The organism is Neisseria sp. P0009.S010 (assembly GCF_051958545.1).
In the GTDB taxonomy this organism is placed as follows: domain Bacteria; phylum Pseudomonadota; class Gammaproteobacteria; order Burkholderiales; family Neisseriaceae; genus Neisseria; species Neisseria subflava_A.
In genome coordinates this window covers 133380-145053 of sequence record NZ_JBQCVH010000006.1, presented here as the reverse complement: position 1 = coordinate 145053, position 11674 = coordinate 133380, and the positions used below count along the sequence as shown (strand labels likewise).

Here is an 11674-nt window from a genome sequence, read left to right as displayed (position 1 = left end):
GCTGAACCGTTTGCCGGTTCGGGTTGATGGGCGGCTTTGTATGGGCAGTGGCAATGAAGACTTGGACCAATGGGGGCAATAACTGAAAATACCGAATCCCTGTGCTTGGGTTTCAGCTGTGGAGTACCGAGGGTTATTTTGCAAAGGTATCAGGCCGTCTGAAAACTTGAAAGAATCTGAAAACTTGAAAGAAGCAGCCGTCTGTTAAATATGCGATAATGCGGAAGATTTCATGGGTGTGGTAGAAACATGGTTGTGATTGTCCACTGGGATGATGTTGGGCAACAATGGAATCGGTTTGCTTGAAACGCCCGCCTGTTGCGGGCTTTTTTATGGGAAGGAATGGTCATGCCTAATCCGCTTTATCGGCAACATATTATTTCAATTTCAGATTTGACGACAGAGCAGCTCGAATTGCTGCTTCAGACGGCCTTGAAGTTGAAAAAGCAGCCTCGTGAAGATTTGCTTGAAGGCAAATTGATTGGTTCGTGCTTTTTTGAACCGTCCACCCGTACTCGTTTGTCTTTTGAAACGGCGGTACAGCGTTTGGGTGGGAAAGTTATCGGTTTTTCCGATGGTGCAAATACCAGCGCGAAAAAGGGTGAAACGCTCGCAGATACTGCGAGGATTATTTCCAGCTATACGGATGCGATTATTCAGCGACACCCGAAAGACGGTGCGGCCCGTGTGGCGGCCGAGTTTTCGAGCGTGCCCGTGATTAATGCCGGCGATGGTACCAACCAACATCCGAGTCAGACGCTTTTGGATTTGGTCACGATTTATGAAACACAGGGCAGTTTGAGCAATTTGAAGATTGCGATGGCCGGCGATTTGAAATATGGCCGTACGGTACATTCATTGTGTCAGGCGCTGAAGCGTTGGGGTTGTGAATTTGCGTTTGTTTCCCCTCCCAGCTTGGCAATGCCGGACTATATCACTGAAGAGCTGGAAGAAGCCGGGTGCCCTTATCAAATTTTGCCCGGATTGGAAGAAGCGGTCGAATGGGCGGATATTTTGTACATGACCCGCGTTCAGCGCGAACGTTTTGATGAGCAGGAATTTGCCAAAATTCAGGGTAAATTCAATCTTGATGCGCAAATGTTGGCGAATGCTAAACCCAATTTGCGCGTCTTGCATCCTTTACCGAGGGTAGATGAAATTCATCCGGACGTGGATAAAACACCTCATGCCTATTATTTTGAACAGGCAACCAATGGCGTGTATGCACGGATGGCGATTTTGTCTTTGGTATTGAACGAAGAAGTTTAAGGAGCGAGAGATGGAAAACTCAAAACTCAGCGTTGAAGCGATTGAACAAGGTACGGTAATTGATCATATTCCTGCCGGTAAAGGCTTGGCCATTTTAAGACAGTTTAAGCTGCTGCATTATGGCAGCGCGGTTACAGTCGGCTTTAATTTGCCAAGTAAAACGCAGGGAAGCAAAGACATTATCAAAGTCAGCGGCGTATGGTTGGATGCCAATGCGGCCAACCGTTTGGCTTTATTTGCCCCTGAAGCAGTAGTAAACAAAATCGATCAGTTTAAAGTGATCGACAAACAGCATTTGTCATTGCCGGACGAAATTTCAGAAGTATTCCGCTGCCCGAATACCAATTGTGCCAGTCATGGCGAGCCGGTCATCAGCCGCTTTTATGTCCGTTCACATAATGGTCAGACACGTTTGAAATGCCATTATTGCGAAAAAACCTTCTCGCGTGATTCGGTTGCCGAAGCCTGATAAAATCTCAGGCCGTCTGAAAACACGGCTGTGCGGTTTGAGTTGTCTGCTTGATACATCAGTTTCATAAAAAGCAAGATATTAAGCAAATTGCGTTAAAATTACGTTAAAATAATGCCTTCTGAGTTAATGACATCATTTGCTCAAAAGGCATTATTTTTATAACGCGATACGAAATGTAGGAAAACTTATGCACTCATCCATACAAAGCCGGTTTGCCCCAATTTTATACGTCTTGATTTTCTTTGCCGGATTTTTAGCCGCACAAGTTTGGTTTAATCAGCAAGCCTATTTGGCCAATCTTCCTCTTTTGGTCACAGCCATTTCTGCCGTTGCATTGGTTTGGTTGATTTGGGCCGTCGTATCTGCGCGATCCAAAGCTAAAAGCAAGATGTTGCACCGTGAGCAGCTGATTCAAAAAGAGAGCATTCATCCGGTTTTGCATGCGACGTTGCAGCGTTCTGACGGTCAAACGGATTTATTGGTTTTGGTTGTCCGCAATAGCGGTAAGGGCTTGGCGAAGAATGTACGCTTTGAGGCAGAGCCTTTGCCGGATCACTTGCCGAGCAAGTTGGTTGCCGATGCAGTTATGCGCTTGGAGATGTTTTCCGGCGGTGTGGATATGCTGGCATCGGGCGAATTGTATGGCGGCGTGTTTGCAAGCATGTTGGCGCTGGCTGCCGAATTGCCGGACCAGACATTTGGCGGCGTGTTGAAACTGAAGGCCACTTATGAAAATGCTTTTGGCGATCAATGCACTTCAGAAAGCATTTTGGATTTGAGCATACTGAATTTCAACTTGTCGGAAATTAAATCCGGTGGCGAACAAAAGCCCCGCAAGAAATTGTTGTATTGATATACAAAATATGCAGGCCGTCTGAAACCGAAATACTTGGTTTCAGACGGCCTGTTGTTATTTTTCAAATGATTTTTGAAGAAAAAGAGGCGTATCGGGTATAATAATCAAAGAATTCGAAACGGATTGTCAGGATTGGCAAGCCGTCTCATCATTGTCGTATTTCAAAACCTTACTGATATTTTTTCAATCATCTGTTGCTATGTATCGGAACTTTTTCTGATGTTGGCACTGGCGAAATATTCCTTCAGCCATTTACTTTCAGGAAGCTGCTTATGTTAGTGTGTAATCCTTATGAAGTTGTGATCCATGGTACGACCAGCAAAGGCAAGATTTTCCGACCAAGCGACTGGGCGGAGCGCCTGTGCGGTATTTTGTCTTCCTTCACCAAAGACAACCGCCTTTCCTATTCGAATTGGGTGCGCCCGATTTTGGTGGACAATGTCCGTTGTGTGGCAGTCGATAAAAAACTGGAAGAAGACAATCCGCAAATGTTCCGTTTTTTGATGGATTTTGCAGCGGATAACGATTTGCGCGTGATTGACTGCAAAGCCTTACTCAAAGAGCAGGAAAGCAAGCAGCAGGGCGAAGTGCCGGTCGAGCGCGTTTTGTTGGCGCAGGCGATTGAAGAAAAACATGCAGCCGAGGGTGCGGAAGCGGCTAATGCTCAGCCTGAGCCTCAAGCTGCCGCGCCTGTGGTTGGCGTATTGCGTGAAATTCCGCCGGAAGAAACCGCAACCGCTTTTGCGGCATTGAGCATTTTGCGTTCTTCTTTGACCGATATTCACCGTTTCGTCGAGCAAATCAACGAGCATCAGCGCAAAACCGGCTACCGCCTGCTGGGTATTTTTGAAGAAGGCAAACAAAATGCCGTGGCCGTATGCGGTTTCCATACTGCACATAACTTGGCCAGTGGTTACCATATCCATATTGATGATCTCGTAACCATGCCGCAATGCCGCCAAAAAGGTTATGCTTCACGCTTGTTGGAAGAAGTGCGCAAAATCGGTGCGGAAACCGGCGCGACTAAAATCCATCTGAATGTCCATGTTAACCATGACCGTGCAGGTGCGCATCGTCTCTACTTTAAAAACGGATTTGAAATTTGCGCTTACCATTTCCGTTGCGATCCGAAATAATTTTTGTGGAAAGAAGGAATCCCATGTTGAAGATTTTGACTGCGGCTGTTTTGGCACTGAACTTGGCGGCCTGCGCATCAGGCAGCGGGCAAGGCAGCTCGCAAATGTATGGCGAGATTAAGGCCGGTGTAGAAACCAGCCATCAACGTTGAGATATATAATGACAAGGCCGTCTGAAATAGGTTTTCCTGTTTTAGACGGCCTTTTTGCAGCTTGATTAGAGGGAAGTGGAGGTATCGTCGGTGGCAACAGTCCGATGCAGGCGATACCAATTGTACAGGCGCAAGATGCACAAGAAAGCGATGATGGGCATACAGGCTGCGGTAACCAGATAACGCGGGTTGCTGAAGTTTAAAACATTGTGCCCGGAAAGCAGCGACAAAGCGGCATGCAACCATTCCCACAAAGACGAAATGCTGAATGCCAAAACAGCCAACAGGCCGAGAGTTCGGAAAATGCCGATGGGCAGGATTTGTTGGCGTAATACGGCGCGGTTGAGTTGGAACAAGACAATCAAACCGAAGCCGATAATGCAGACCATGCCGCCGTTGGCGACGATTTGCAGGCTGTTGAAGGCAATGTCGGGCGTAACGGAAATTGTACCGGACTGGTTGGCGGCAGTTTGTTGCAAATTTAAGCCTTGCATGACATTAAGTACGAAACCGTAGATCAGGTCAGCCAAAACGATGCCGATGGGTAGCGGAGTCAAAAAACGTTTCATGGATCAGTTGAGTATTCTATTAGTATGAGTGAGGCCGTCTGAAAAATTAAACATGACGACGTGAGGGTATATTGTATCCGATAGGAAAGTAGGTTAATGCAAAAATAAATTTAGTTTAAGTCAGAAAATGATGTAATTTTACGCCAACATTATTGCATTAAGAGTACAATCCTCTTCATTATCAAACGTGAAATCAACAGGAAAGGACGTTTACATGAGCCAATTGCAACGTGATTTAACCCGTATCAGCCACAATACCAAAATTGTCGCCACACTGGGTCCGGGCAGCAACAATGTACAATTGTTGGAAGACATGATCCGTGTCGGTGGTCTTAATGTCGTCCGTTTCAATTTCAGCCACGGTACTCCGGAGTTCCATGAAGAAAATGCCCGCATTGTGCGTGAAGCCGCGAAACGCGCAGGTCAGGAAGTGGCTATTCTTGCCGACTTGCAAGGCCCGAAAATCCGTGTCGGCAAAATTGCCGGCGGCAGCATTGAGCTGAATAAAGATGAAACCTTAATTTTGGATGCCGCGCTTAAAGGTGAAGGTACACGCGAAGCGGTGGGTTTGGACTACCGTGATTTGCCGAATGACGTCGCTACCGGCGATGTTTTGTGGCTGGACGACGGCCTGTTGACCTTGACCGTTGAGGCGGTTGAAGGAAGTAAGATTATTACAAGGGTAGAAAACAGCCATGTGCTGAAAAGTAACAAAGGTATCAATAAACGCGGCGGCGGTCTGTCTGCCGGTGCGTTGACCGAAAAAGACTTCCGCGACTTGAAAACCGCGATTGCCATCGGTTGCGACTACTTGGCCATCAGCTTTGTGAAATCTGCCGAAGATTTGCACATCGCACGCGCCAAAGTCGAAGAAGAAATGAAAGGCAGTACAGCCGTACGCCCCGGTTTGGTTTCCAAAATCGAGCGCGTAGAAGCCATTGAAAACCTGGACGAAATCATCCTTGCCAGCGACGGTATTATGGTTGCCCGCGGTGACTTGGCAGTGGAAGTTGGCCATGCCGCCGTACCTGCCCTGCAAAAACGCATGATCCGCCGCGCCCGTGAGTTGCGCCGCTTCAGCATTACCGCAACTCAAATGATGGAATCGATGATTACCAACCCTGTACCGACCCGCGCGGAAGTCAGCGACGTGGCCAATGCAGTATTGGACGGTACCGATGCGGTGATGTGTTCTGCCGAAACCGCCGTCGGCGCGTATCCGTTTGAAACCGTCAGCCAAATGGCGATTATTTGTGCGGCTGCGGAAAAAGAACAAGATTCGCTCAACGGCGTTGCCGAACAGGTCGAGTATCCCGAAGCCGTCAGCACCAACTTGGCGATTGCCGGCGGTGCGGTCAGCGTGGCGCGCGCAGTTCACGCCAAAGCCATCGTTGCCCTGACTGAAAGCGGTTCGACCGCCTTCGAAGTCAGCCGCCACAACATCACCCTGCCGATTTTTGCCCTGACGCCGAGTGTTTCAGCGCAACGCCGTATGGCGATGTACCGCGGCGTGCGTCCGTTGATTTTGGCAACCAGTACCGATCACGATACCGCGCTGAACGAAGTGGAAGCCATGCTGGTAGAACACAAAATCCTCCAAGGCGGCGACCAATACATCATCACCAGCGGTTCGCAAATGCGCGAATCTGGTTCGACCAATACGTTGGAAGTGTTGCAGGTTAAATAATTGCAGTGATCCGATGATTGGAAAAGCAGGCTGTTTTAGCCTGCTTTTTTTGTGTAAAAAAAGAAAAGATTAGGCAAAAATAATGATGTAGTATAGAATTGAGTGCCTATACTAAATCAATAAAGGACGTTTCAGACGGCCTTTTTCTTTGTCCGCTACTTTCACGGTAAACCAAAATGATTCATTTCAATCTGAAAAAAACAGCATTTATTTTAAGCGCAGCACTGTTATCTACTGCCGTCCAAGCCTCCGGCTACCACTTCGGCACACAATCCGTTAACGCACAAGGCACGGCCAACGCCGCCGCCGCCGAAGCTGCCGATGCCTCAACCATTTTCTACAATCCGGCCGGTTTGAGCAAAATCGACAGCAGCCAAATTTCCGTCAACGCCAATATCGTTTTCCCAAGCATTCATTATGAGGCGGAATCTGCGAAACACTTCCGCACGGGTGCCGATGTCAGCGGCTCGACCAGCGGCAAAATTACCGAAACCACCGTTGCTCCGCACGTTTATGGCGCGTACAAAGCCAGCGACGATGTAACTTTGGGTTTGGGCGTGTACGTTCCTTTCGGCTCTGCAACCGAATACGAAAAAGATTCCGTGTTGCGCCACAACATCAACAAATTGGGTTTGACCACCATCGCCATCGAGCCGGTAGTCGCATGGAAACTGAATGAGCAGCACGCTGTTGGTGCCGGTTTGATTGCCCAATATTCCAAAGCCGAATTGCGTAAATACTCCGACTGGGATGCTTCCGGCGCCATCAGCCAGTTGGCCAGCGGCTTAGCTTCCCGTCAAGCAGGCCGTCCCGTTGCTGTCGATGCGACCGGCAAAGCTGACGGTCATGCCGATGTAAAAGGCCACGATTGGGGCTTCGGCTATCAACTGGCGTGGATGTGGGACATTAATGACCGCGCACGCGTGGGTGTGAACTATCGTTCCAAAGTATCGCATACGCTGAAAGGCACTGCCGATTGGGAAGCGGACGGCGCATATGCAAAACGCGCTTGGGATTTGGGTGCAATGGCTGCACGCGGTTATGTGCCGAACGAAAAAGCCAGCGTAAAAATCGTTACGCCTGAGTCTTTGTCTGTTCACGGTATGTACCGCGCCACCGACAAAACCAATTTGTTCGGCGATGTGACTTGGACACGCCACAGCCGCTTCAACAAAGCCGAGCTGGTGTTTGAAAACACCAAAAAAGTTGTCAACGGCCAATCCGACCGTACCGTCATTACGCCTAACTGGCGCAACACTTATAAAGTCGCATTCGGTGGCTCTTACCAAGTTACCGAACCATTGCAACTGCGTGCCGGTATCGCTTTCGACAAATCGCCGGTTAAAAGCGCCGAAGACCGCATGAACAGCCTGCCTGACGGTAACCGTATCTGGTTCTCCGTCGGTGCCAAATATCAACTGGGTAAAAACCATGTGATCGATGCGGCGTACAGCCATATCCACATCAATGACACGGTTTACCGCACCGGCAAAGCCAGCGGCAACGACGTGGATAGCCGCGGTGTATCCTCTGCCCGCTTTAAAAACAAAGCGGACATCTTGGGCTTGCAATACACTTACAAATTCAAATAATCGGATTTGAGTGGTGGATAAAAAGGCCGTCTGAAGATTTCAGACGGCCTTTTTGATTGGCAGGAATAGATGGAACAATCAATAGGCAATAAATAGCGTGTTAGGGTTTCCATATTGCTGATTGGAATGGCAGAACGGGAAGACGATAGAAAAGGGGATAGCCGATAAATAGCTGAAGACATGAGGTGTTGTTTGCGCTTTAAGTAACGTGTTACCAATTTTATTTAATGGGCAGCAATCAAAAGGCCGTCTGAAAAACAGGTTTTCAGACAGCCTTTATTTATCGAATCGTTGCTAAAAAAGCCCAATCAGCTGCGGACTTCCAGTTCGATTTCTCTTTCCTGTTCGTCTTCGGCCGGTTTGTCCATGGTTTTTTCATCGGCCATATTGTCCAAATCGCGGCCGGGTTCGGAGGCGGTATCGCCGATGGAAACGCTGTTCAGGCTTTCCAAAATAATGGCGGAGGCCAGATGGTCGGATGTGCGGTACACCATTGCCAAACCGATTTCTTCCGCCGGAATGGAAACCAATTCAACCGTATCTTTGTCTTTCGGCTTGCGAATCAGGTTGTTGGACAGATTGACACGGACTTGGCGGCCGCGTTTGTAGAGGCTGACCACCGTGCCTTTGTCCAAGCCGTCGAGTTCACCTTTATCCAAAGTAATGGTTTGGAACTGGCCGGCTTCGCCCACGCCGTCGAAGATGGAAACGACTTTGGCCTGAATCGGACGGGCAGGGGCGTGAGGCATCACGTTGAAGCTGTCGAGGCCTTCGGGCAGTTTCAGCAGATAGTCGTCTTTGCGGATTTCGGAAACGGCTTCTTCGATAACCAAAGGTTGCGCGGACTGGGTGCGCAGCTTCATGACTTTGTTGACTTGGGTGTAATACTCGTTGCTTTTGAGTTTTTCGTCAGAAGCGCGGGTACGGTGTTCCAAGGCGGAGTCGGTGTAAGGCAGCGTGTTGGCGATGCCGCTGAACACGACTTCTTGGCCGAGGAATTTGCCGGTTTCCGGGTCGGTGATGTTTTTATTGACGCGGTAGGTCAGGTAGCGGCCGGGTTCGGTCAGGCCGTATGCGTACACGCGGTTGCCTTGCGTGTAGAGGACGCGGTTGTCGGGGCCTGCAATCAGGCGCGGCGTGTTGGCGGTTTCTTCTGGAGCGATAATCTGCGGATGTTTCATGAACATGCGATAGAGATTGACGTTGACGGTCGGAATACCGTAGCCGGAAGTTTCGCGTACGCGCGGATGCAGTTTGATCACGGGAATGCCGTCTGAACGGGTTTGAGTGTGTTCAAAACCCAGTCGCGGCTGGCCGTTGACGTAGCGTAAAACCAACACCTGACCCGGATAGATCAGATGTGGATTGCGGATGGCGTTGCGGTTGGCGCCCCAAAGGCGGTTCCATTGCCATGGGCTGTACAGATATTTGCCGGAAATACCCCACAAGGTATCGCCGTTTTTAACGACGTAGCGTTGCGGCGCATTGGGGCGGATTTTTAAAGAAGCTGCCTGAGTGTGGGCAGAAATAGCCATGCCTGCCATGCAAAGCAGGGTTATAATACGTTGTTGCATAACCGTTCCCCTTGAAATCGATTCGGTTTGTCTTCAGATGATAAACAGAGAAGGCTGGAGTTTGCGAGACTGCCGCCCATTCATCAATACGATAACGAACGGCCTTCGTCGCGCTATCTTAACATTTTTCGGCGTTATTTTAGCATTGAATGTTGCTGTCATGACAGGAGATTGTGGCGGCGGAAACCAAATCTGTATGAAAATCACACATCAGCTTTATAAAACGAGAATATTATGGCTTTACTGAACATCCTCCAATACCCTGACGAACGGTTGCACACGGTCGCCAAACCTGTTGAAAAAATCGATGAGCGCATCCAGACATTGGTTGCCGATATGTTTGAAACCATGTACGAAGCACGCGGTATCGGCTTGGCGGCCACTCAGGTCGACGTACACGAGCGCATCGTCGTGATGGATTTAACCGAAGACCGCAGCGAGCCGCGCGTGTTCATCAATCCCGTCATTGTCGAAAAAGACGGCGAGACGACTTACGAAGAAGGCTGTCTGTCCGTGCCGGGCATTTACGATACCGTAACCCGTGCCGAGCGCGTCAAAGTTGAAGCTTTGAACGAAAAAGGCGAGAAATTCACGCTGGAAGCAGACGGCCTGCTGGCAATCTGCGTGCAGCACGAATTGGACCACCTGATGGGCATCGTGTTTGTCGAACACCTGTCGCAGCTGAAACAAGGCCGCATCAAAACCAAACTGAAAAAACGTCAGAAACACACCATCTGACCTAAGCATCGCTTAAAGGCCGTCTGAAAAGACAAAACAGAAGGCAGACTTCGGTTTTCAATCTTTCAGACGGCCTTTTCAGCTGAAACAGTTTGCCCAACGCGCCATTCAAACCATTTCCACAAGGACACAATATGAAAGTCATCTTTGCCGGTACGCCCGATTTTGCCGCCGCCGCCTTGAAAGCCATCGCCGTCGCAGGTTTTGAAATTCCGCTGGTGTTGACCCAGCCCGACCGCCCAAAAGGCCGCGGCATGCAGCTGACCGCATCGCCGGTCAAACAGGCTGCCTTGGAATTGGGTTTGACCGTGGCGCAGCCGGAAAAGTTGCGCAATAACGCCGAAGCCCTGCAAATGCTCAAAGATACAGGCGCGGATGTGATGGTAGTGGCCGCGTATGGCTTGATTTTGCCGCAGGATGTGTTGGATACGCCCAAACACGGCTGCCTCAATATCCACGCTTCGCTGTTGCCCCGTTGGCGCGGCGCGGCACCGATTCAACGTGCGATTGAAGCCGGCGACGCAGAAACCGGCGTGTGCATCATGCAGATGGACATCGGCTTGGACACCGGCGATGTAGTCAGCGAACACCGCTACGCCATCCAACCTATGGATACCGCCAACGAAGTACATGATGCGTTGATGGGTTTGGGTGCGAAAGCGATTGTTGCCGACTTGCAGCGTCTGCAGGCTGAAGGCCGTCTGAATGCGGTTAAGCAGCCAGAAGAGGGCGTGACTTATGCGCAAAAATTAAGCAAAGAAGAAGCGCGTATTGATTGGAATGAAAGCGCGGCTGTGATTGAGCGCAAAATCCGTGCTTTCAACCCTGTACCTGCCGCGTGGGTCGAGTATCAAGGTAAACCGCTGAAAATCTGGCGTGCCGAAGTCGTGGCCAAACAGGGTAAGGCAGGCGAAGTATTGTCTTGCACTTCAGACGGCCTGCTGGTGGCGTGCGGTGAAAATGCGCTGAACATTACCGAGTTGCAGCCTTCCGGCAGCAAACGCATGAGCATACAGGCATTTGCGGCAGGCCGGATGATTGAAGTCGGAACGGTTTTGTAACAGGCTGGAAATCAACGTAGAGGAAAGAAAACAATGGCTGTTTTTGAAGTGGTCGAGGGCGATATTACCCGATTGGCAGTCGATGCGATTGTCAATGCCGCCAATTCATCGTTGTTGGGCGGTGGCGGCGTGGACGGTGCGATACACCGTGCCGCAGGCAAAGAGCTGCTGGACGAGTGCCGCACTTTGGGCGGTTGCCGCACAGGCGAAGCCAAAATAACCAAAGGCTACCGTTTGCCTGCGCGTTTTGTCATCCACACGGTCGGGCCGGTATGGTTTGGCGGAAAACAAAATGAAGAGGCTAAATTGGCACAATCCTATGCCAATTCCTTGCTGCTTGCCCAGAAACACGATCTTCACAGCATCGCCTTTCCGTGCATCAGCACCGGTGTGTACCGCTTCCCGGCCGAAGCCGCCGCGCGTATCGCTTTGGAGAGTTTGAAGCAAACCCTGCCGCAATGTCCGGCAGTGGAAAAAATCATCTTTTGCTGTTTTTCCAAAACAGATGCCGAATATTATCGGGCATTGCTGGCTGCCGAACAGGCCGTCTGAAATCCGCCAAACACTT

At 50.0% G+C, this 11674-nt stretch carries 12 protein-coding genes; 10 read left to right on the top strand and 2 right to left on the bottom strand.

Annotated elements, in window-relative coordinates:
* Nucleotides 1-348: 348 nt before the first annotated feature.
* From pyrB to ACTHSN_RS08185, 5 genes are all read left to right on the top strand, one after another.
* Entirely contained in the window at nt 349-1269 is a 921-nt protein-coding gene (gene pyrB, locus ACTHSN_RS08205) for an aspartate carbamoyltransferase (RefSeq protein WP_070461172.1), read from the top strand.
* A 10-nt stretch (nt 1270-1279) separates the two neighbouring features.
* Nucleotides 1280-1738 (top strand): aspartate carbamoyltransferase regulatory subunit, encoded by a 459-nt coding sequence (pyrI, locus tag ACTHSN_RS08200; protein ID WP_003684689.1) that lies wholly within the window; start codon nt 1280-1282, stop codon nt 1736-1738.
* Between the two features lie 190 nt (nt 1739-1928).
* Nucleotides 1929-2594, top strand: coding sequence for a hypothetical protein (locus ACTHSN_RS08195; RefSeq protein WP_070461175.1), 666 nt, complete (start codon nt 1929-1931; stop codon nt 2592-2594).
* Nucleotides 2595-2869: 275 nt separating this feature from the next.
* Nucleotides 2870-3733: a GNAT family N-acetyltransferase gene (locus tag ACTHSN_RS08190; protein ID WP_070461177.1), complete on the top strand. Its 864-nt coding sequence runs from the start codon at nt 2870-2872 to the stop codon at nt 3731-3733.
* 23 nt (nt 3734-3756) lie between these two features.
* Entirely contained in the window at nt 3757-3885 is a 129-nt protein-coding gene (locus tag ACTHSN_RS08185; protein ID WP_264081748.1) for a hypothetical protein, read from the top strand.
* Nucleotides 3886-3950: 65 nt separating this feature from the next.
* Here the strand turns inward: ACTHSN_RS08185 and ACTHSN_RS08180 are convergent, their stop codons facing one another.
* Nucleotides 3951-4454 (bottom strand): hypothetical protein, encoded by a 504-nt coding sequence (locus ACTHSN_RS08180; protein WP_070461180.1) that lies wholly within the window; start codon nt 4452-4454, stop codon nt 3951-3953.
* 214 nt (nt 4455-4668) lie between these two features.
* Here ACTHSN_RS08180 and pyk point away from each other — a divergent pair, with 214 nt between their 5' ends.
* Nucleotides 4669-6141, top strand: a complete 1473-nt coding sequence (gene pyk, locus ACTHSN_RS08175) for a pyruvate kinase (RefSeq protein ID WP_070461184.1) — start codon at nt 4669-4671, stop codon at nt 6139-6141.
* A 176-nt stretch (nt 6142-6317) separates the two neighbouring features.
* Nucleotides 6318-7733 (top strand): OmpP1/FadL family transporter, encoded by a 1416-nt coding sequence (locus tag ACTHSN_RS08170; RefSeq protein ID WP_070461187.1) that lies wholly within the window; start codon nt 6318-6320, stop codon nt 7731-7733.
* A gap of 308 nt (nt 7734-8041) precedes the next feature.
* Here the strand turns inward: ACTHSN_RS08170 and ACTHSN_RS08165 are convergent, their stop codons facing one another.
* Nucleotides 8042-9307, bottom strand: a complete 1266-nt coding sequence (locus ACTHSN_RS08165; RefSeq protein ID WP_070461188.1) for a LysM peptidoglycan-binding domain-containing protein — start codon at nt 9305-9307, stop codon at nt 8042-8044.
* 234 nt (nt 9308-9541) lie between these two features.
* On the opposite strand from ACTHSN_RS08165, the gene def reads away from it, so the two are divergent.
* The 3 genes from def to ACTHSN_RS08150 all read left to right on the top strand — a co-directional run bounded on the left by def (nt 9542) and on the right by ACTHSN_RS08150 (nt 11658).
* Nucleotides 9542-10045, top strand: coding sequence for a peptide deformylase (gene def, locus ACTHSN_RS08160; protein WP_003678675.1), 504 nt, complete (start codon nt 9542-9544; stop codon nt 10043-10045).
* A gap of 134 nt (nt 10046-10179) precedes the next feature.
* Nucleotides 10180-11106, top strand: coding sequence for a methionyl-tRNA formyltransferase (fmt, locus tag ACTHSN_RS08155; protein ID WP_440365241.1), 927 nt, complete (start codon nt 10180-10182; stop codon nt 11104-11106).
* A gap of 33 nt (nt 11107-11139) precedes the next feature.
* Nucleotides 11140-11658, top strand: coding sequence for an O-acetyl-ADP-ribose deacetylase (locus ACTHSN_RS08150; protein WP_049331252.1), 519 nt, complete (start codon nt 11140-11142; stop codon nt 11656-11658).
* Nucleotides 11659-11674 lie beyond the last annotated feature (16 nt).